Origin of the sequence: Methylorubrum zatmanii, from assembly GCF_014845115.1 — a bacterium.
GTDB classification, from domain to species: domain Bacteria; phylum Pseudomonadota; class Alphaproteobacteria; order Rhizobiales; family Beijerinckiaceae; genus Methylobacterium; species Methylobacterium zatmanii.
Genome location: NZ_NKUI01000111.1, coordinates 1 through 20,582 on the forward strand (window position 1 = coordinate 1; position 20,582 = coordinate 20,582).

Annotated in this window: 13 protein-coding genes and 1 pseudogene; 10 read left to right on the plus strand and 4 right to left on the minus strand. The window is 70.2% G+C overall.

Annotated features, from left to right (window positions below; genetic code table 11):
* On the plus strand, positions 1-933 hold a 933-nt coding region (locus MZTS_RS14280), incomplete at its 5' end, for an FAD-dependent monooxygenase (RefSeq protein ID WP_192284343.1).
* Between the two features lie 43 nt (positions 934-976).
* Here the strand turns inward: MZTS_RS14280 and MZTS_RS14285 are convergent.
* The gene (locus MZTS_RS14285) at positions 977-1,435 is read right to left on the minus strand and encodes a DUF488 domain-containing protein (RefSeq protein ID WP_192284344.1); all 459 of its coding nucleotides are present in this window, start codon (positions 1,433-1,435) and stop codon (positions 977-979) included.
* 197 nt (positions 1,436-1,632) lie between these two features.
* On the opposite strand from MZTS_RS14285, the gene MZTS_RS14290 reads away from it, so the two are divergent.
* From MZTS_RS14290 to MZTS_RS14305, 4 genes are all read left to right on the plus strand, one after another.
* Complete coding sequence (locus MZTS_RS14290) at positions 1,633-2,496, plus strand: glycoside hydrolase family 25 protein (protein ID WP_192284345.1); 864 nt, start codon at positions 1,633-1,635, stop codon at positions 2,494-2,496.
* 198 nt (positions 2,497-2,694) lie between these two features.
* A complete protein-coding gene (locus MZTS_RS14295; protein WP_192284346.1) occupies positions 2,695-3,456 on the plus strand; it encodes a Crp/Fnr family transcriptional regulator in 762 nt (253 codons plus the stop codon).
* A 277-nt stretch (positions 3,457-3,733) separates the two neighbouring features.
* Positions 3,734-6,511 (plus strand): PAS domain-containing protein, encoded by a 2,778-nt coding sequence (locus tag MZTS_RS14300; RefSeq protein WP_192284347.1) that lies wholly within the window; start codon positions 3,734-3,736, stop codon positions 6,509-6,511.
* A gap of 64 nt (positions 6,512-6,575) precedes the next feature.
* On the plus strand, positions 6,576-7,007 hold the full coding sequence (locus MZTS_RS14305) for a response regulator (protein WP_192284348.1): 432 nt from the start codon (positions 6,576-6,578) through the stop codon (positions 7,005-7,007).
* A 32-nt stretch (positions 7,008-7,039) separates the two neighbouring features.
* On the opposite strand, the gene MZTS_RS14310 is transcribed toward MZTS_RS14305, so the two are convergent.
* Together MZTS_RS14310 and MZTS_RS14315 are read right to left on the minus strand one after the other, a co-directional pair.
* Positions 7,040-7,522: an SRPBCC family protein gene (locus MZTS_RS14310; RefSeq protein WP_192284349.1), complete on the minus strand. Its 483-nt coding sequence runs from the start codon at positions 7,520-7,522 to the stop codon at positions 7,040-7,042.
* A gap of 168 nt (positions 7,523-7,690) precedes the next feature.
* Positions 7,691-10,819, minus strand: a complete 3,129-nt coding sequence (locus MZTS_RS14315; RefSeq protein ID WP_192284350.1) for an efflux RND transporter permease subunit — start codon at positions 10,817-10,819, stop codon at positions 7,691-7,693.
* Positions 10,820-10,958: 139 nt separating this feature from the next.
* Here MZTS_RS14315 and MZTS_RS14320 point away from each other — a divergent pair, with 139 nt between their 5' ends.
* Positions 10,959-12,167, plus strand: coding sequence for an efflux RND transporter periplasmic adaptor subunit (locus MZTS_RS14320; protein ID WP_192284351.1), 1,209 nt, complete (start codon positions 10,959-10,961; stop codon positions 12,165-12,167).
* A gap of 225 nt (positions 12,168-12,392) precedes the next feature.
* Positions 12,393-13,214, plus strand: a complete 822-nt coding sequence (locus MZTS_RS14325) for a class I SAM-dependent methyltransferase (protein WP_192284352.1) — start codon at positions 12,393-12,395, stop codon at positions 13,212-13,214.
* Between the two features lie 38 nt (positions 13,215-13,252).
* Here MZTS_RS14325 and MZTS_RS14330 read toward each other — a convergent pair whose 3' ends face one another.
* The gene (locus tag MZTS_RS14330) at positions 13,253-15,310 is read right to left on the minus strand and encodes a methyl-accepting chemotaxis protein (protein WP_192284353.1); all 2,058 of its coding nucleotides are present in this window, start codon (positions 15,308-15,310) and stop codon (positions 13,253-13,255) included.
* Between the two features lie 334 nt (positions 15,311-15,644).
* Between MZTS_RS14330 and MZTS_RS14335 the strand changes: the two are divergent.
* The 3 genes and pseudogenes from MZTS_RS14335 to MZTS_RS14345 form a co-directional block, all read left to right on the plus strand.
* Positions 15,645-16,031, plus strand: a pseudogene (locus tag MZTS_RS14335) (cupin domain-containing protein); the annotation flags it as partial.
* Between the two features lie 169 nt (positions 16,032-16,200).
* The gene (uvrA, locus tag MZTS_RS14340) at positions 16,201-19,314 is read left to right on the plus strand and encodes an excinuclease ABC subunit UvrA (protein WP_192284354.1); all 3,114 of its coding nucleotides are present in this window, start codon (positions 16,201-16,203) and stop codon (positions 19,312-19,314) included.
* Positions 19,315-19,873: 559 nt separating this feature from the next.
* Positions 19,874-20,582: transporter family protein (locus tag MZTS_RS14345; protein WP_192284355.1), on the plus strand; the 709-nt coding region annotated here is incomplete at its 3' end.

Sequence of the window (20,582 nt, forward strand, 5' to 3'; positions counted from 1 at the left end):
CCGGCCCGTTTCTCGGCGGCGGAGATCGGCCTCGAGGCCTTCGGCTGGAACGTCGAGAACACCCGCCTCGCCACGACCCTGCGCGCCCACGCCCGCACCACGCCGGGGTTGACCCTGTTCGAGGCGGATTCGGCCGGCCTGCGTCACGGGAGCGAGGCCGCCCTGCTGGATCTGGAGGACGGGCGCAGCCTGGAGGCGCAGCTCGTCGTCGGGGCCGATGGCGGGCGCTCGCCGCTGCGGACGGCGGCGGGCCTGCAGACCCGCACATGGTCCTACCCGCAGGCGGCGCTCACCACATTGCTCGCCCATGAGCGGCCCCACCGGGACATCTCCACCGAGTTCCACACTCGCACCGGCCCCTTCACCCTGGTGCCCCTGCCCGGCGGCCACCGCTCCAGCCTCGTCTGGGTCACGGCGGAGCCGGCGGCCAAACGCCTCTCGGGCCTCGACGACCGGGCTCTCGCGGCGGCGGTGGAGCATCAGGCCCGCTCGATGCTGGGGAGCATGCGGATCGACGGCCCCCGCGGGCTGGTGCCGATGCGCGGCCTCTCGGTGGCGCGCCCCGTGGCCCCGCGCCTCGCCCTGATCGGCGAGGCCGCCCACGTCTTCCCGCCGATCGGGGCGCAGGGCCTGAATCTCGGCCTGCGGGACGCGGCGGCCCTGCGGGACGCGGTGTTCTCCGCCCGGGAGGCGAACCGGGATCCGGGCGCCCCCGCCTCGCTGGCGGGCTTCGGCCGGACGCGGGGCATGGATGCGCGCCTGCGGGGGGCGGCGGTCGACATGCTCAACCGCTCGCTGCTCACCGATCTCCTGCCGGTCGATGCCCTGCGGGGGCTCGGCCTGATGGCGCTCACGGCGATCCCGCCCCTGCGGCGGGCGGTGATGCGCGAGGGGGTGCTGCCCCGCCTCGGCGCCCCGACCCTCATGCGCTGACCTTTTGAGGGAACCCAGGGGACGCGCCGACGAGGCGCGCCCGTCAAAGTCCGAAGGAATCGCCGAAGAGATCGACGGTGTCGAAGCCCCGCGGGGCCAAGCGCTCGGCGAGCACCCGGCGGTGGCAGCGGGCCGGGTCGCGCTCGAAGCAGAGCAGGCAGAGCGGGGTGCGGCCGGCGAGCTCGGCCAGGGCGTCGAGGGCGAGGCCGCCATCGGCGGTGTCGAGCACCTCCTCGCAATAGATCCGGCGCATCAGCCCGGCATCGTCGGCGCGGGCCGCCTCGCGGCCGGATTTCGGGGTGCCGAGGGAGCGGAAATGCTCGTAGCCGAGGCCGGCCTCCGCGAGGCCTGCCTTCAGGGTGTTCTTCGAGAAACCGCGCTTGCGCGAATTGGCCACCGCCCGCACGTCGGCGAGCACGGCCACGCCGGCTTCCCGGAGGGCCGCGTGCAGGCGCTCCGGCGTCAGGCCTTCGTAGCCGATGGTAAACAGAGTCTTGTGCATCGCTGTCTCGAGAAAAATCCAGAACCGGCAAACGCTTGGAGAGGCACCACGCGGCCGCCGGGCCGCATCGGGAGTCTCCATGTGCCTGCGGCGCAACGCCTTCCGGAAATCCGCCGCAATGCCAGCAAAGTTCTGTTAACCGGGCAACAGGCATCGAATACCCATTGAAGTCGCACGCGAGAAGTGGCGGGCCATCGATGTCGCTGGACACCGGGATTACCTCGAGCCTCGCACGGGCTCCCTCGCCGGCATCCCGCGGATGGCTCAAGCGCGGTCTGGCCGCCCTCCTGCTCTCCGGCCTCGCGGCCTGCGCCTCGCAGCGCGATTTCTATCCGACCAAGGGGGACGCCAAGCCCCATCCCGGCGTGGCCCGGGCCAAGAGCCACCCGATCCAGGGCATCGACATCTCGAAATGGCAGGGGCCGATCGATTGGGCCTCGGTCAAGGGCGCCGGCACCCAGTTCGCCTATATCAAGGCGACGGAGGGCGGTGACCATGTCGACGAGCGCTTCCGCGAGAACTGGGACGGCGCGGGCCGGGCCGGCGTGCCGCGGGGCGCCTACCATTTCGTGTTCTGGTGCCGCTCGGCCGAGGACCAGATGGCGTGGTTCAAGCGCAACGTGCCGAACGATCCGACCGCCCTGCCCCCGGTGCTCGACGTGGAATGGAACGGCCATTCGGCCAAGTGCCCGAGGAAGCTGCCCAAGCCCCAGGCCCTGGCGATGATCCGCTACATGCTCGACGAGATGGAGCGCTACACGGGCAAGCGGCCGATCATCTACACCGACATCACCTTCCACAAGGACGTGCTGGAGAACGAGCTGCCGGATTATCCCCACTGGGTCCGCTCCACCGCCGCCGAGCCCGAGCAGCGCTTCTCCAACCGCAAATGGATGCTCTGGCAGTTCACCTCGACCGGGCGCGTCCCCGGCGTGCGCGGCGACGTGGACCGCAACGCCTTCTACGGCAGCCCGACCGAGTGGGCCTCGTTCCTCGCCACCGATTGCGATCCGCGCGAGCATCGCCGATTGTCGAGCCAGGGATTGTGCACGGACAAGTAGATGTGAGAAGGATACCGTCCTGCGCATCCGTCCCTTGCGGCCGTGACCCTCTGCCCGGCTCTCGCGCGGGAGCGGATGGAACGGCCGGGATGGGAAACTTTTGTGTCCGGAGGTAGGTCTGTCTACTTATAGACAGACTATGCGACGGGTGTTGCGCTAGGAGGCCGCCCCACGACACGACGGACTTCGAGTTTTCCCATGCCTTCGGCCCTTGAGCGCTGCTGCGAAGGCAATCTGCTCCTGAACTGCCTGAGCCCCGCGGATCGCGGCCTGCTCCTGCCCGACATGGAGCGGGTCGAGTATCAGCGCGGGGAGACGCTGTTCGCTGCGGGCAGCGAGGTGGACTTCATCACCTTCCCCCTGGCACAGACCGTGGTCACCCTGGTGATCTCGATGATCGACGGGCGCAGCGCCGAGACCGCCACGATCGGACGTGAGGGCGCGGTCGGGGGCGTGGTCAGCCATGGCGGCCTGCCCGCCTCGACCCATGCCCTCATCCAGATCGCCGGCCCGGTGCTGCGGATGGAATCGGTGCGGCTGCAGGAGGCCAAGCGCCGGTCGGAAACCCTGCGCAACCTGTTCACCCGCTACTCCGACTGTCTGCTGGCGCAGGTGCTGCAATCGGTGGCGTGCAATGCCCTGCACCCGATCGAGGAGCGCTGCCTGCGCTGGCTCCTGACCCTTCAGGACCGGCTCGACAGCGACGTGCTGCCGATCACCCAGGAATCCCTGGCCGGGATGCTCGGGGTGCAGCGCACCTACCTGACCCGCATCCTGCGGATGCTCCAGCAACAGGGCCTGATCGAGGTCGGGCGCGGGCGCATCACGATCCTCAACCGGACGGTGATCGAGGAGGTCGCCTGCGAGTGCCATGCCAGCGTGAAGCGCCATTACGAGACCGTGCTCGGCGCGGTCTACAGCCCGAGCGGGCGGCTCATCGCGCTCCAGCCGCCCGATTAGCGCATCGTCCCGAAAGGGGGTGCCGCAGAGCGCCCCCGGCCGACATGGAGACCGGTCCGGCCGCGCGGCTGGCTTCCCCTGCGGGTGAGAGCATTCTAGGCATTCTCCTGAGATCGATCGATCGCCTCGCGTCTTCTCCCGGCAGGCACCGCGTTTCCGGCAGGCGTCTTGTGCAGGACACGTCACCGATGCACCATCGCCACCATGCGGACGGCCGGCCATCGCAGGTGGCCGGCGGTGAGGGCCGCCTCGACCCTTCGGTGTGCCGGTCCCGTTCATGAGCCGACCGCCCGACGATCCCGCGACATCCGATGAGGCCGGGCGGCTGGCGGCCCTGGCCCGCTACGCCATCCTCGACACGCCCCCGGAATGCGCCTTCGACGATGCGGTCGCCCTGGCCGTGCAGCTCTGCGCCGCGCCGGTCGCCCTCGTCAGCCTGCTGGACGGCGACCGGCAATGGTTCAAGGCGCGGCTCGGCTTCGCGCCCCGCGAGACCGGACTCGACCGCTCGGTTTGCAGGTTCACGGCGGCCGGCCGCGAGGTCCTCGTCATCCCCGATCTCGCCGCCGATCCGCGCACCCGCGCCAACCCGCTGGTCACGGGCGCGCCGGGGATGCGCTTCTATGCCGGGGCGCCCCTGGTGACGCCCGAGGGCGTGGCGTTCGGCGCCCTGTGCGTGCTCGACACCGTGCCCCGGCCGGAAGGATTGAGCGATGCGCAGGTGACGAGCCTCCAGGCGCTGGCGCGCACGGTGATGACTCAGCTCGAGCTGCGCCGGGGCATCGCCGAGCGAAAGATCGAGGCCGCGGCCCTGGCCGACAGCGAGTTGCGCCTGCGGCTCGCCGTCGAGGCGGCCGGGGCGGGCATCTTCGACTACGACCTCGTGACGGGCACCCTCACCTGGGACGGGCGGACCCGCGCCCTGTTCGGCGTCGGGCCGGGCGAGGCCGTGAGTTATGCGGAAACCTTCCTCGCCCGCCTCCACCCCGAGGACCGGGCCCGCACCGATGCCGCCGTGCAGGCGGCCCTCGACCCGGCGGGGCCGGGCCTGTTCGACTGCACCTACCGGGTGCTGACGGAGGACGGCGCGGTGTGCACCTGGATCGCCGCCCGCGGCACCCTCGTCGTCGAAGCCCGCCGGCCGCTGCGCCTCGTCGGCACGGTGCGCGACGTCACCGCCGAGCGCGCGGCGCAGGCCGCCGTCGCCGCCACCGAGGAGCGCTACCGCCTCGCCGCCCGCGCCACCACCGACGCGATCTGGGACTGGGATCTCGTGGCCGACCACGTGCTGTGGAACGAGGCCCTCTTCGCCGCCTATGGCTGGGCGCCGGAGGCGGTCGAGCCGACCGGCGGCTGGTGGCTCGACCGCATCCATCCCGACGACCGGGACCGGGTCGAGGCGGATATCGGCCGGGTCATCGGCGGGGATGAACGGGATTGGCGCCACGAATACCGCTTCCGGCGGGCCGACGGCTCCTATGCCGACGTGCTCGACCGGGGCTCGGTGGTGCGCGGGGCCGACGGCACCCCCTCGCGCATGATCGGCGCCATGCTCGATCTGACCGAGCGCAACCGCGTCTCCGCCCAGCTCCGGGCGGTGGTCGAGGGCGCCAATGTCGGCATCGTGCAGATCGATCCGCGCACCCTGATCGCGCTCGAGGCCAATCCGAAGCTCTGCGCGATCTGGGGGGCGGAGGAAGCCGACATCGTCGGGCATTCCATCGCCAAATGGACGCCGGAGGAAGATGCGGAGGAGCGCGACCGGCTGCATCGCCGGCTCGCCGCCGGCGAGATCGTGCGCGAGACCCTGGAGAAGCGCTATCGCCGCAAGGACGGGCGCCTGATCTGGGGCCGGGTCAACCTCGTCTCGCAGGTGCGGGGTGAGGAGATCCAGACCACGGCGATGATCGAGGACATCACCGAGGAGAAGGCGGTCGAGGCGCGGCAGGCGGCGCTGATCGAACTCGGCGACCGGCTGCGCGACGCCAGCGCCCCCGGGGAACTCTCCGGCATCGCCGCCGGGATCCTGAGGCGGACCCTCGGCCTGTCCCGGGCGGGCTACGCGGCGGCCGATGCGGGCACGGACCGTCCAGGGGGCGGGCGCGGTGACCCGGAGGGGGCCCCGCGCCTCGCGGGGCTCGCTTCCCTCGCCGCGTTTCCGGCCACGGCGGCGCGGCTGCGCCGCGGCGAGATCCTCGCGGTGGCCGACATCGCCGCCGATCCCGGTCTCGCCCCGGATGCCGCCGCCTATGCGGAGGCCGCCACCCGCGCCCTGATCAAGGTGCCCCTGCTGCGGCGGGGCGAGCTGGCCGGCTTCGTCTCCGTCCACGCCGCCGAGCCCCGGGTTTGGGGCGCGGGCGAGATCGATTTCGTGCGCGAGGTGGCCGGGCGGGTCTCGGCCACGCTGACCCGGATCCAGGCGGAGGAGCAGCAGCGCTTCCTCAACCGAGAGTTGAGTCACCGCCTCAAGAACACCCTGACCATGGCCCAGGCCATCGCCTCGCAGACCCTGCGCAACGTCACCGACATCGCCGCGGTCAAGGAGGCGTTGGTGGCCCGGCTCGTGGCGCTGGGCAAGGCGCACGACATCCTGCTCTCGGGCGAAGGCGAGGGCGCGGGCCTGGAGGCGGTGATCGCGGGGGCGCTGGCGATCCACGACGACGGCGAGGCCGGCCGGATCCGCCTGCAGGGCCCGCCCATCGAGGTGGGGCCGAAGGCGGCGCTGTCCCTGGCGCTGATGATCCACGAACTCGCCACCAACGCCGCCAAGTACGGCGCCTTCTCGGTGCCGGGCGGACGCGTCGAATTCGATTGGGCGGTGTCGCCGGGCGACGCGGAGGGGAGCCTGCGGGGAGCGGGGCCGATCGTGACCATGACCTGGAGCGAGAGCGGCGGTCCCCCGGTGGTCCCTCCCTCGCGAAAAGGGTTCGGGTCGCGCCTGATCGAGCGCGGGCTCTCCGGCGCGGTCGGCGGCGAGACCTGCACGACCTACGCCCCCGAGGGCGTCACCTGCCGAATCAGGGCGCCTTTGTCCGGGCTGCTCGAAAAAGAGTGAACGATCCGGCGGGGACGAACCGCCGTTTCGCCGCTTGATGGGAGGAAGCCGCCAGAGGACTCCGATGGATCAGCCCGCTCCTCCCCCCGATCCGCGCCACGATGCAGGATCCGGCGGGACATCCGGTTCGCGCCCCCTGGCCCTGGTGGTCGAGGGCGAGGCGACCCTGCGCATCGAGATGGCGGACCTGCTGGCGGAGACGGGCTTCGAGGTGCTGGAGGCCTGGAACGCGCCCACCGCGATCCGCCAGATCGAGCGCCAGATCGGGCGCAGCGCCGTGATCGGCCTCGTGATCGCCGATGCCGACTTGCCCGGGCCGGAGGGCCGCTTCGCCCTGGCCCGTGCCCTGGTCCGGCGTTGGCCGGATCTGCCGGTCATCGCGCTCTCCGCCGGCCCCGTCCCCGCTCCTGGCGAGCTGCCCCCCGGTACCGGCTTCGCGCCGAAGCCCCTGTCCCCAGCACTCGCCCGGACGGCATGGGAGCGGCTGGCGGGATAGGCACCGGCTGCCCCTCGAACGCCCGGCCCCTGTTAGCGCGTCTTCTCGGCAATGCCCTTCAGGCCGGCCTCGTAGATGCCGCCGATCACCTCCTGCGCCTTGGCGTCGGGGGCTCCCTTGGCCTCGAAGCTGCCGCGCCACGTCACCTTGGAACCGGCCTGGGCGCCGCTGCCCTCCTTAGTCACCGTCAGCGTCGAGACGTAGTTGGCGACCGGAAGCGGGCCGTCGAGGATCGTGTAGGTGTAGCTCATCCCGCCCTCGTCGCGGGCCTTCTGCTCCTCGACGAGGGTGCCGCCGCCCTTGAGGCTGAGGGTGCGCTGCGGCTTGCCGCCCTCGGCCAGCACGCATTTCTCGACGGCCGGGTGCCAGTTCTGGATGTCGCAGAAGCTGCCGATGGTCTTCCACACGGCTTCGGGCGAGGCGGGGATCGTCGCGGTCTTCGTCACGTCCAGCGCCAGGGCGGGCAGGGCCGATGCGGTCAGGAGGGCCGCGGCAGGCACGATGAGCTTGAGCATAGGGCGTTTCCTCACGCAAAATCTGGTTGTGCGCGGCCAAGTTGGCCGACGAACCAGCTAGCGCACAATCCAGTTTCGGCGATGCTCGAAAGCGGGTGGCTCGATCACGGAAGCGGGAGCGGCGGCTTCCATCCGTCCTGGGGCCGGACACCGCATCCGGGACGGGCCCTACTCCGCCGGGACCGCCCCCCTGCCCTCCTTCGCCTCCTCGCCCCGCAGCCGCTCGGCGGCGACGTAGAAGACCGGGGTGACGAACAGGGTCAGGAGCGTGGCCACCAAGAGGCCGCCGATCACCACCGTCCCCATGGAGAGCCTGGCATTCGCCCCCGCCCCGCTGGCGATGGCGAGCGGCACCGAGCCGAGGATGAAGGCGAAGGAGGTCATCAGGATCGGGCGCATGCGCATCCGCGTGGCGTGCTTGGCCGCTTCCAGGGCATCCTCGCCCTGGCGGCGCAGGTCCTCGGCGAAGGAGACGAGCAGGATCGCGTTCTTGGCGGCCAAGCCGACGAGGAGCAGCAGGCCGATCTGTCCGAACACGTCGAGGGGCATGGCGCGCAGGGCCAGGAACCCGACCGCGCCGAAGATGGCGAGCGGGGTCGCGAGCAGGATCACCAGCGGCAGGCGCAGGCTCTCGTACTGCCCGGCGAGGAAGCAGAAGATCATGAACACGCCCAGCCCGAAGATCAGCGGCGCGATGTTGCCGGCGATCTTCTCCTGATAGGCGACCTCGGTCCACTCGATGGAGAAGGTGCGCGGCAACTCCCCCGCCAGCCGCTCGACGGCCTCGATCACGGTGCCGGAGCTGGAACTGGCCTCGACGGTCACCGCCACCTCGATCGCCGGATAGGTGTTGTAGGATAGGACCGCCGTCGGCCCGGTGGTGAACTTGGCCTGCACCAGGGAGCCGAGGCGCACCGGTTCGCCTTGCCCGTTGAGGACGGTGAGCGCCTCCAGATCCTGGAACAGGCGCCGCCCGCTCTCGTCGCTCTGGACATAGACCTGGTAGACGAAGCCGAAACGGTTGAAGAGGTTGACGAAGCTCGACCCGACATAGGTGCCGAGCGCCTCGAACAGCCGGGCCAGGGGCACGCCGAGCTGCTCGGCCTTGGCCCGGTCGATGTCGAGGCGGATCTGCGGCACGCCCCAATCGGTGGTCGGGGTCGCGGAGGCCACGCCCGGCAGCGCCCTGACCTTCTCGATGAAGTCGCTGGCCGTCCGCGCCAGCCCGAGGCCGCCATTGCCGGAGCGGTCCTGGATCTCCAGCGTCAGCCCGCCGCGGGAGCCGAGCCCCGGCAGCGGCGAGGGGTTGGCGATGCGCACCTGCCCGTCGGGATCGTGCCGGAAGCGTTCCTCCATGTCCCGGATCAGGTCGTCGACCGTGGTCTTGCGCGCGTCCCAGGGCTTCATCACCGGGATGTTGAAGCCGTAGAACGGGGCGACGGTGTCGGCGAGGAAGCTGCGCCCGCTGACCCCGATGGTGTGATCGACGTCGTCGCGGGCGCGCAGGGCCGCACCGAAACGGGCGTTCATCGCCTCCGTGCGCTGCACCGAGGCGCCGAGCGGCATCGCCACCTCGGCATAGAGATAGCCCTGGTCCTCCTCCGGCACGAAGGCGGTGGGACGCTGCATCAGCAGCAGCACGGTGGCGCCGGCGAACAGGACGAAGACGGCCAGCGTCGGGACGAGGTGGCGGGCAAAGCCGCCGATGGCGCGGGCGACGAAGCCGGCCGAGCGCTCCAGGGCGAGGTTGAACCAGTCCAGGGGCCTGCGCCACCAGCGCGCCTTGCGATGGGTGTGCGGCCGCAGCAGCAGGCCGCACAGGGCCGGGGTCAGGGTGAGCGAGACGACGGCCGAGATCAGCACCGAGATGGCGATGGTCAGGGCGAACTGGTTGTAGAGCTGGCCGGTCAGGCCGGGGATGAAGGCCACCGGAACGAACAGGGCGGCGAGCACCAGGGTCGTGGCGATGACGGGGCCGCCGATCTCGTTGACCGCCTCGCGGGCGGCGGGTTTCGGCTCCATGCCCTCGGCCATCAGCCGCTCGGTGTTCTCCACGACGATGATCGCGTCGTCTACCACGAGGCCGACCGCGAGCACGAGGCCGAGCAGGCTCAGCGTGTTGAAGGAGAAGCCCAGGAGCGCCATCGGCCCGAAGGTGCCGATCAGGGCGATCGGCACCGCGACGGTCGGGATCAGGGTGGCGCGCCAGTTCTGCAGGAAGAGATAGGTGACGACCGTGACGATCAGGATCGCCTCGAACAGGGTGCGCACCACCTCGTAGATCGCCTCCTTCACGAACTCGGTGGAATCGAGGGCGATCCGGTAATGCAGGCCGGGGGGGAAGCGCTTGGCGAGATCCGCCATGGTGTCCCGCGTCCCGTTCATCACCTCGACCGCGTTGGCGTCCGGGTTCTGGAAGATGCCGAGCGTCGCCGAGGATTTGCCGTCGAAATTCGAGGTGACGCCGTATTGCTCGGAGCCCAGTTCCACGCGGGCGACGTCGGAGACGCGCACCACCGATCCGTCGGGATCGGCCCGCAGGACGATGTTGCCGAACTCCTCCGGCTTCATCAGCCGGCCCTTGGTGACGAGCTGCAGCTCGAACGGCGTCGCCCGGCCCATCGGCAGCTTGCCGAGCGACCCGGTGGTCACTTGCGCGTTCTGCGCCTGGATCGCCTGCAGCACCGTCTCGGTGGCCAGCGACAGCGCCTCCATCTTGGCCGGGTCGAGCCAGATGCGCATGGCGTAGCGCATGTTGGAGAAGTTCACGATGCGGCCCATGCCGGTGACCCGGCGCAGGGGCTTGATGACCTGGGTCTCGGCGTAATTCGCCAGGAACAACTCGTCGAAGCCGGTGCCCTCGTCGGCGTAGAGCACGACATTGCCGAGCCGCTGGCGCGAGGATTTCTGGATCTCCAGCCCCTGCGCGCGCACCGCCTCCGGCAGCTTGGCCTCGGCCCGGCTCGACCGGGTCAGCACCTCCGCGGCGGCGGCATCGAGGTTCGAGCCGACCTCGAAGGTCGCGTCGATCGAGACGCTGCCGTCGGTCGAGGAGGTCGACTGGATGTAGATGAGGTTGGGGGCTCCGTTGATCTCCTGCTCCAGCGGGATCGCGATCGATTCGTAGGCCTGCTGGGCGGAGGCGCCGGGATAGGTCGCCTGCACGTTGATCACCGGCGGCGCGATCTCGGGATATTGCGCCACCGGCAGGGTCAGCCCGGCGACGAGGCCGATGGTCGTGATGATGACGGAGATCACGCCCGCGAGGATCGGCCGGTCGACGAACGTGGCGAACATCCGGGGACCGTCTCCAAAAATTCAGCGCCGCGGTGCGGAGTCCGCGTGCAACGTCTTGGTTCCGGGCGTGTTCCCTGTCGGGCCGGGGCCCCGGGACGATGCCCGGCCGCCATCCAGCAAGCTCGGGAGAGCGGATCTCGTGCGGTCAGGCGTCGGCTTCGTCATCACCGGTCTCGTCATCGGCTCGCTCGGGCTCGCCGGCGGCGCGTGGTGGGGCGCCGGCCGCCCGATTCCGGGCTTTCTGGCCCATCACCTCAAGCTGCCGAGCCGGGCCGAGACCAAGCGCGCCCGGGAGGAGCCGCGCCTCGCGGTGAAGGCGGTGCGGGTGAGCCGCCAGGAGGTGCCGGTGGCCTTCGAATATACCGGCACGATCATCTCCCCCCGCGATGCGGCCCTGCAGGCGCGGGTGACCGGCTTCGTGGTGGAGCGCCCGTTCGAGCCCGGCGGCCATGTGAAGAAGGGCCAGGTGCTGTTCCGCATCGACCCCCGCCCGTTCGAGGTCGCCCTGAAATCGGCGCAGGCCCTGCGCGACCAGGCCAAGGCCACCCTCGATTTCGCCCAGGCCGAGGTGAACCGCACCGAGCAGCTCGCCGACAAGGGCTTCGCCACCGAGCAGCGCGCCCAGCAGAATCAGTCGAACCTCGCCACGGCCACCGCCAAGCTCAACGAGGCGGAGGCCGCCATCGCCCGCGAGCGGCTGAACCTCGAATACGCCCTGATCCGCGCGCCCTTCGACGGGCGCTCCAGCCTGTCCCTGGCCAATACCGGCGACATGGTGATCGAGAACCAGACCAACCTCGTCTCGGTGGTCCAGGTGAACCCGATCGACGTGCAGATGGCGCTCTCCTCCGAGGATGCGGAGGCCGTGCGGGCCGCCCTGGCGGAGGGGCGCGCCAAGGTGCAGCTCCTCGATGTGCAGCGCGAGCCCGTGCGCGAGGCGACGATCTACCGGCTCGACAACCGCTTCGATCCCCGCACCGGCCGCCGCCTGATCCAGGCCTGGCTCGCCAACGAGGACGAGCGCTACCTGCCCGGCCGCTTCGTGCGCGCCCGCGTCGAGGTCGGCCGGCAGGAGCGCCTGCTGGTGCCGACGGTCGCGCTCTCGGCCCAGCTCGACCAGCAGGTGGTCTGGACCGTGGACGAGGCGGGCACCGTCCACATGACCGCGATCGAGGTCGGCGACGTCTACGGCGACAACACCGCCGTGCTCAAGGGCCTCAAGCCCGGCACGCTGGTCGTGACCGACCATCTCCAGAGCCTGCGCCAGAACCTCAAGGTCGAGCCGCGCATCGCCGACGAGGTCAGCGCCGTGGGCGATGCGCCCGCGCAAGGCGAAGCACGGCACTGAGAGACGGCGCCCATGAAGGGTCGGGGACGGTTTCGTGCCCCCGATCAGGGGATCGGTCCGTACTCCACCCGGATGGCTGCGGGAACCATGATCCCGCAAAATCCTCGCGCAGGTTCCGGGATGTGCCTATCAAGGATGCCGCCACTCTGCGCCGTCGAGGCATCGGCGACATCAGGTCACGTGGCATGGATGAACTGATCTTTTATCAAAGATATCGGTCAAGTCATGACGGTTGATGCCAAATATCTCGACGGATCGGCTCTCTACGGCGATGATCTCGCGCCGGAAGAGATCACGCGCTGGTACGCGCAGGAGGAGCAGGGATTCTACCGGCTCGCGACCGAGGTCTACAAACTCGAAGCCTCCGGCTCCTACAGCTACGAGTACGATGCGCTGAACGCCTTCCACGGCTTCGACCGTCTGCGCGACCGCCGCTTCGACACCTGCGTCGCGCTCGGCTGCGCGGCGGGCGACGACGTGGCGCCGCTGGCCGACCGGGTGAACCGCTTCATCGGGATCGAGCCCGCCGAGGAATGGTGGTCGGACCGGATCGGGGGACGCCCGGCGCGCTTCATCAAGCCGCTTCCCTCCGGCGACATCCCGCTGCCCGACGACGGTGCCGACCTGTTCGTGAGCCTCGGCGTGCTCCACCACATCCCCAACGTCTCGCACGTGCTGGCCGAGGCGCACCGCATCCTCAAGCCGGGCGGATGCCTGGTCTTCCGCGAGCCCATCACCTCGATGGGCGACTGGACGAGGGAACGCTACGGCCTGACGCAGAACGAGCGCGGCCTGCCGCTGCCTTGGCTGCACGACCGGCTCGACCGCATCGGCTTCGACATCGTGCGGGAGGCCCCGTGCATGACCAACGCGATGGCGAAGATCGCGCAAAAGATCCTTCCGGGCCATCTCTATGCCCGCCGGGGCTACGTGGCGCTCGATGCGGCGGTGAGCCGGCTGCTCGCCTTCAACATCAGCTATCACCGCACGGCGTTCCTGAAGCGGATCGCCCCCTCGAACGTCTTCATGATCGCTCAGAAGCGCTGAGCCCGGGCGGGGCGAGCGCTCCTCCCGCAGCGTTCCCGTCACGCCGCCCGCACCTGGGCGAGGAAGCCGCCGACCTCCAGGCGCAGGGCCGCGGCCTGCCGGGCGAGTTCGCTCGCCGCGTCGAGCACCTGGCCCGAGCCGGTGCTGGCATCGTCGGCGGTGCGGGCCACCCCCGCTACGTCGTCGGAGGCGCGCCGCGTGCCCGCCGAGGTCTCGATGGTGGTGCGGGCGATCTCGGCGGTGGCCGCGCCCTGCTGCTCGACCGCGGCGGCGATGTCGTTCGAGATCCGCGACAGGTCGCGGATCGTCCGGGCGATGCCGGTGATGCCGGCGACCGAGGTGCCGGTCGCGGCGTCGATCTCCGCCATCCGCCCGGCGATCTCGTCGGTCGCCCGGGCGGTCTGGGCGGCGAGACCCTTCACCTCCGCCGCGACCACGGCGAAGCCGCGGCCCGCCTCTCCGGCGCGGGCGGCCTCGATGGTGGCATTGAGCGCCAGCAGGTTGGTCTGTCCGGCGATCTCCGAGATCAGCCCGACGATCCGGCCGATGCTGCCCGCCGTCGCCGCGAGGCGCTCGACCTCGGCGACGGTGCGGGCGGCCTCCTCCTCGGCGGCGCTCGCCGCCACGGCCGAGCTGCCGACCTGCGCGGCGATCTCGCGGATCGAGGCCGACAATTCCTCCGTGGCGGCGGCGATGCCGTCGGAGGAGCGCGCCGCCAGGGCCGAGGCTTGGGCCGCCGAGGCGCTCAAGGACGAGGCTTCCCCGGCGGTCGCGCGCATCGCGCGGGCGGAGGCCTCCAGCTGCTCCGCGGCGGCCGAGACCGCCTCGACGATGCCCCCGACCCGCGCCTCGAAGCCGTCGGCCACCGCCATCATCTCCGCGTGGCGGCGGGCGGCCTCCTCCTCGGCGCCGCGCTCCTGGGCGGCGCGGATGCGGGCGCGCTCGGCCACGCTGTCGCGGAAGGCGACCGCGGCTTGAGCGATGGCGCGCAGCTCCCCCGGCCCCTTCACCGGGATCTCCACCTGGGTCTCCCCGCGCCCGATCGCCGTCAGGGCCCGGGCCATCCGGCTCAGGGGGCGGGCGATCGCCGAGCCGAGGCCGACCGAGAGCAGCAGGGTGGCGAGGGTGGCCCCGGCCCACAGGAGCACGGTGCGCTCCGCCCGCAGGCGTGCCGCCGCCGCCTCCCGCGCGAGCACGGCGGTCAGCCGGTCCTCGATCGTCTTCAGCCCGTCGATGCGCTGCGTGGCGAGGCGGAACCAGCCCTTGGCATCGGTGAAGGCGGGCGTCTGGCCGGGGACGGTATCGAGGGCGATGCCGCGGATCCGGGCGACCTCGCGGGCGGCCTCGGAGGCGTTCACCGCCTCGAGGGCCGCGACGTCCTCGGCCGGGCTCGCCGCCCGGAACAACCCTTCGAAGGTCGCCTGATCCGCCGCGAGCCCGGTGAGCCGGCGCAGGCCGGCACGGTCGAGAGCCCCGGCGGCGAACACGGCGGAGGCCGACGCCCGCTCCAGGCCGGCGAATTCCTTGAGCGAGAGGAAGGCCGACAGGGCCGAGACGCGGGCGCCGATGGCCGGGTCGGCGGCGATCTGCGCCACCTCGCGCACGGTGCCGAGGGCGCCGGCGATGACGCCGGAATAGAAGGCGAGGTTGGCCGGTACCTCCGTCTCCAGCCGATCGACCGCGCCGCGATGGCGGTCGATCCCGGCCAGGCCTGCGCGCAAGGCGGCTGCCTTGCGCGAGAACGCCTCGGCCGCGCCCGCCTCGGCCGCATCGAGGTCGGTGACGAGGGCGGCGCGCGCCGCATCCGTCACTCTCCGCTGCGCCGCGAGTTCCGGCCCGAACTGGGCCCCCTTCGAGCCGAGATAGAGGCTCGAGGCGCCCCGCTCGCGCTGTGCCTCGTGCACGAAGGCGCCGATCCGGACCGACAGGCCGGCCAGGTCCTCCATCCGCGCCATCGCACGGCCCTGCCCCACCCGCTCCGTCACCGCCAAGCCGGCAACGGCACCGAAGGCGAGACAGGGGATCAGGGCGACCGCGACGATGCGGGCGCGCAACGAAGACGGCAAGGCGACGGAACGGAGAACGGGACGATGCATGACGGGCGGTCCGAGCGGAATGCTGCCAGGACTCTTCGCGGGCGTGGTAAATCAAATATTTCGTGCCGTGGTTAATGAGTAAAATTTGCTCATAGGCGCCATCATTTCAGCGCCAAAGCCGAGATGCACGGCAAATTCGATCGAAGCACGACCCCTGAATTCTTGAGATTTACCTCTCAAGGAAGAGGCTGCGGAAGCCTCCACCGCCCGCCACCTGGGACGCGGGCCCGAACCGCCGCTCGCGCAACGTTCATCCGACGACAGCCTCCGGGGCAGAGCCCGAGGACGCCGGACGACTTGAACCGCTCAGACACAGCCGCTTCCGGAGCCGCGCATGCCCTCCCCCGATCTGCCGCAGCGGCGGCTCTCCTCCGGTCTGTCCGGAGGCGGCCGTTTCGGCCTCCACGATCCGTCAGACCGGGCAACGGCGAGCGTACGGGTGTATCGCCCGACCCCGCCGCACTATCAGGAGACCTGCGACGAAGTGCTCTGCTGCCTGTCGGGCCGCGGCACCTTCCGGATCGGCGATCCGGGACAGGAGGCCGCGTTCGGGCCCGGCCAACTCCTGCTGTTCGACCGACGCACCATCCACGCCCTGCCGAAGATGCTGGAGGAGCCGCTGGTGTTCCTCTCGGCCGATACGCCGCGGCGGGAGCCGACCGGCATCGTCTTCGTGGATCCGGAGGACGGGACTCCGGCGACCTTCATGGCAAGGAATGCCGCGTCACGGCGGCATTGCCGTCGTACCCGTTCCGTTCTAGTGGTTTCCAGGCTGCCCGGGAACCATCTCCGCTTCCGGATCGTGTTCACCGCGCGCGGCAGGCCCGTTGCCCGACCCTGTCAGGGGCGCCACGGCGGGCCGCCCGGATCGTCGCAGAGATTCTCACCCCATGGCCAAAGCCAAAGCCCGCAAAGCCGAGAATGCGGCCACCACCGAGGACAGGACCGACGCACGGCTCTCCGCCCTGTTCGACGCGGCCGGCTCCTCCGGTGAGGGCGCGCGGGACACCCGCGTCATTTCGGTGCGCGGCGCCCGCGAGCACAATCTCAAGAACGTCGACCTGACGATCCCCCGCGACAAGTTCGTGGTGTTCACCGGCCTGTCGGGCTCGGGAAAATCCTCGCTGGCCTTCGACACGATCTACGCGGAAGGGCAGCGCCGCTACGTCGAATCGCTGTCGGCCTATGCCCGCCAGTTCCTGGAGATGATGTCGAAGCCCGATGTCGATCAGATCGACGGGCTCTCGCCCGCCATCTCCATCGAGCAGAAGACCACCTCGAAGAACCCGCGCTCCACCGTCGGCACGGTCACCGAGATCTACGATTACATGCGCCTGCTGTGGGCGCGGGTCGGCATCCCCTACTCGCCGGCCACCGGCCTCCCGATCGAGAGCCAGACCGTCAGCCAGATGGTCGACCGGGTGCTGGAATTACCGGAGAAGACCCGGCTCTACCTGCTCGCGCCCGTCGTGCGCGGCCGCAAGGGAGAGTACCGCAAGGAGATCGCCGAGTTCCAGAAGAAGGGGTTTCAGCGCCTGCGCATCGACGGCGAGTATTACCCGATCGACGACGTGCCGAAGCTCGACAAGAAGCTCAAGCACGACATCGACGTGGTGGTGGACCGCATCGTCGTGCGCGACGACATCGCCTCGCGGCTGGCCGATTCGTTCGAGACCGCGCTCGATCTCGCCGACGGCATCGCCGACATCGAATTCGCCGACACGCCCGAGGGCGAGGCCCCCAAAAAGATCACGTTCTCCTCGCGCTTCGCCTGCCCCGTCTCCGGCTTCACCATCCCCGAGATCGAGCCGCGGCTGTTCTCGTTCAACAATCCCTTCGGCGCCTGCCCGACCTGCGGCGGCATCGGCCACGAGATGCGGATCGATCCCGAACTGGTGATCTCCGATGCGAGCCTCACCCTGAAGCGCGGCGCGGTGGCGCCCTGGGCGAAATCGACCTCGCCCTATTACGACCAGACCCTCGACGCCCTGGCCAAGCATTTCGGTTTCAAGACCACGGTCGCGTGGTCGGCGCTGCCGGCGCAGGCCCGCGAGGTGATCCTGTTCGGGACGGGCAAGGAACCGGTGCGGTTCGACTACAACGACGGCCTGCGCTCCTACTCGGTCAACAAGCCGTTCGAGGGCGTGATCCCGAACCTGGAGCGGCGCTACAAGGAGACCGAGAGCGACTCCTCCCGCGAGGAGATCGGCCGCTTCATGAGCGCCAGCCCCTGCGCGGCCTGCGGCGGCAAGCGGCTCAAGCCCGAGGCGCTCGCGGTCAAGATCGACCGGCAGGACATCGGCGACGTCACCGCGCTGTCCGTGCGCGAGGCGCATCGCTGGTTCTCGGAGATCTCCGCCAAGCTGACGGACAAGCAGAACGAGATCGCCGTCCGCATCCTCAAGGAAATCCGCGACCGCCTGACCTTCCTCGTCGATGTCGGCCTCGAATATCTGACGCTCGCCCGCGGCTCGGGCTCGCTCTCCGGCGGCGAGAGCCAGCGCATCCGGCTCGCCTCGCAGATCGGCTCGGGCCTCACGGGCGTGCTCTACGTACTCGACGAGCCCTCGATCGGCCTGCACCAGCGCGACAACGAGCGCCTGCTCGGCACGCTCAAGCGCCTGCGCGACCTCGGCAATTCGGTGATCGTGGTCGAGCATGACGAGGACGCGATCCTCCAGGCCGACTACGTGGTCGATGTCGGGCCGGGGGCGGGCATCCATGGTGGGCAGATCATCGCCCAGGGCACGCCGCAGGAGCTTCTCAAGGATCCGGCCTCGCTCACCGCCAAATACCTGACCGGCGAACTCTCGGTGCACACACCCAAGGTCCGGCGCGACCCCGGTCGCGGCATGCTCACCGTGGTCGGCGCGCGGGGCAACAACCTCAAGGACGTGACGGCGAAGATTCCGCTCGGCACCTTCACCTGCATCACCGGCGTCTCCGGCGGCGGCAAGTCGACCCTCGTCATCGACACGCTCTACAAGGCGGCGGCCAAGCGCCTCAATGGCGCCCTGGAACATCCCGCCCCGTTCGAGGCGATCGAGGGGCTGGAGCATCTCGACAAGGTCATCGACATCGACCAGTCGCCGATCGGCCGCACGCCGCGCTCGAACCCGGCCACCTATACCGGCGCCTTCACCCCGATCCGCGACTGGTTCGCCGGCCTGCCCGAGGCCAAGGCCCGCGGCTACCAGGCCGGCCGCTTCTCCTTCAACGTGAAGGGCGGGCGCTGCGAGGCCTGCTCGGGCGACGGCGTCATCAAGATCGAGATGCACTTCCTGCCCGACGTCTACGTCACCTGCGATGTGTGCAAGGGCAAGCGCTACGACCGCGAGACGCTGGAGGTGCGTTACCGCAACAAGTCCATCGCCGACGTGCTCGACATGACCGTCGAGGAGGCCGCCGACCTGTTCAAGGCGGTCCCGTCGATCCGGGAGAAGATGGAGACGCTGGCCCGCGTCGGCCTGCATTACGTCCGTGTCGGCCAGCAGGCGACGACGCTGTCGGGCGGTGAGGCGCAGCGGGTGAAGCTCTCCAAGGAGCTGTCGAAGCGCGCCACGGGGCGCACCCTCTACATCCTCGACGAGCCGACCACCGGCCTGCATTTCCACGATGTCGCCAAGCTGATGGAGGTCCTCCACGAACTGGTGGACCAGGGCAACACCGTGGTGGTGATCGAGCACAACCTGGAGGTGATCAAGACCGCCGATTGGGTGATCGATATGGGCCCCGAGGGCGGCGATGGCGGCGGCACCGTGGTGGCGCAGGGCACCCCGGAGGAGATCGCCGCGAGCACGGCGAGCCATACCGGACGCTTCCTGCGCGAGGTGCTCGCCCGCCGCCCCTCCGGCCGGGAGCCGGCCAAGACGTCGGCCAAGGGGCCGGCCAAGGGGCCGGCTGAGGCGACGGCGAAGGGGGCGGCCCCATCGGCCCCATCGGCCCCCAAGAAGGCGGCCGCGCCGCGCCGGGCGGCGGGGCGGGGACGGCAGGCGGCCGAATAGGGTGCGGCGCACGACTTGGTCTTGCCCCGCCCTTCCCTGGGGCGGGGGCGCTCGGGCGGCCCCCAACGGAGGATCGATTCGCTTCGTCCGGTCGATCCGGACACCTCCGATGGGGCGGGTGTGGCCGTTCGGCCAGCCCGGCGCGTGGCGGTTTTCCGGGTTTGCACTTGCGCAATCCCCCGGCCGGATCTGCCGAAGGATCCCGGTTCGGGGCGGTGCCCAATGGCTTGAACATAATGTAATATTTCGCAGATCGGCGCCTCGGGGCACCCTGTCCGCTGAGGCTAATGCACGTTAAGGGCCCGTTAAGGATTTGGTTGCTCTGCAGCAAAAATGCGGCTTTTGAGCAACGGTGAGATCCGAACTGCCGAGATTGAAGGCAATCCCCTGTCTTTCAGGGGCGGTCTGTAGAATAGTTCCCGACGTCGAGACTTGAGGTGCGGCCGTAGGGGGCACCGGCACTGACCCGGCCATCCCGCTCTGGGGAGCGAGGAGGCCTGTAAGGGGGTGCGGGAGCTACGGGGCGGACGCCTGAAATCCTTGGGAAGGAACGAGAAAAATGATGAAGAACTGGCTCGCCGCTGGCGCGATCGCGCTCACGGCCGGAATGACGACGACCGTCGCCCAGGCGCAGACGACCACCGTCCCCGGTGAGCAGGTCGGTCTGGCTGTCGGCGCGCCCCTCCCCGAGGGCATCTACGCCATCAACACCTTCACCTACCGCAGCCCGGATGGCCCGAACGCCACCTCGGTCGACACCGCCGTCAACATCCCGATCCTGGTGTGGGCGACCCCCTACGTGCCGTTCGGCGGCCGCCTCGAGTTCGTCGTGGCTCCCCCGACCGTGTTCACCTTCAGCCGCGCTGCCGGCGGCCGTGACACCTCGATCAACGTCGGCACCTTCGTCGGCGCGATCTGGGCGTTCGATCTCGGCGGCAACATCGGCGTCAGCCTCCTCGGCGGTTCGTACCTCAACGAGCTCAACGCCGGTCGCGGCGGCGGCCTGAACATCCTGGCCTCCAACACCTACCGTGTCGGCGGCGCGATCAGCTACACCGGTGACGGCTGGAACCTGACCGCCAACCTGACCTACAACTTCTACGACTCCCCGAGCCGCTTCGACGGCCGCAACGGCATCCCCGGCTTCTTCGGCCCGGTGCAGATCTCGGACGCGTTCAACCTCGACCTGACCGCGACCAAGAAGTTCGGCAAGTTCGAGATCGGCGCCATCGGCTACGGCACGGTCAACCTCGACCCGAACCTGCTCG

Excerpts from the sequence above, each read along its gene's own strand:
- MZTS_RS14285 (WP_192284344.1), bottom strand. The coding sequence starts at position 1,435 with ATGCACAAGACTCTGTTTACCATCGGCTACGAAGGCCTGACGCCGGAG.
- MZTS_RS14290 (WP_192284345.1), top strand. The coding sequence starts at position 1,633 with ATGTCGCTGGACACCGGGATTACCTCGAGCCTCGCACGGGCTCCCTCG.
- MZTS_RS14295 (WP_192284346.1), top strand. The coding sequence starts at position 2,695 with ATGCCTTCGGCCCTTGAGCGCTGCTGCGAAGGCAATCTGCTCCTGAAC.
- MZTS_RS14300 (WP_192284347.1), top strand. The coding sequence starts at position 3,734 with ATGAGCCGACCGCCCGACGATCCCGCGACATCCGATGAGGCCGGGCGG.
- MZTS_RS14305 (WP_192284348.1), top strand. The coding sequence starts at position 6,576 with ATGGATCAGCCCGCTCCTCCCCCCGATCCGCGCCACGATGCAGGATCC.
- MZTS_RS14310 (WP_192284349.1), bottom strand. The coding sequence starts at position 7,522 with ATGCTCAAGCTCATCGTGCCTGCCGCGGCCCTCCTGACCGCATCGGCC.
- MZTS_RS14315 (WP_192284350.1), bottom strand. The coding sequence starts at position 10,819 with ATGTTCGCCACGTTCGTCGACCGGCCGATCCTCGCGGGCGTGATCTCC.
- MZTS_RS14325 (WP_192284352.1), top strand. The coding sequence starts at position 12,393 with ATGACGGTTGATGCCAAATATCTCGACGGATCGGCTCTCTACGGCGAT.
- MZTS_RS14330 (WP_192284353.1), bottom strand. The coding sequence starts at position 15,310 with ATGCATCGTCCCGTTCTCCGTTCCGTCGCCTTGCCGTCTTCGTTGCGC.
- uvrA (WP_192284354.1), top strand. The coding sequence starts at position 16,201 with ATGGCCAAAGCCAAAGCCCGCAAAGCCGAGAATGCGGCCACCACCGAG.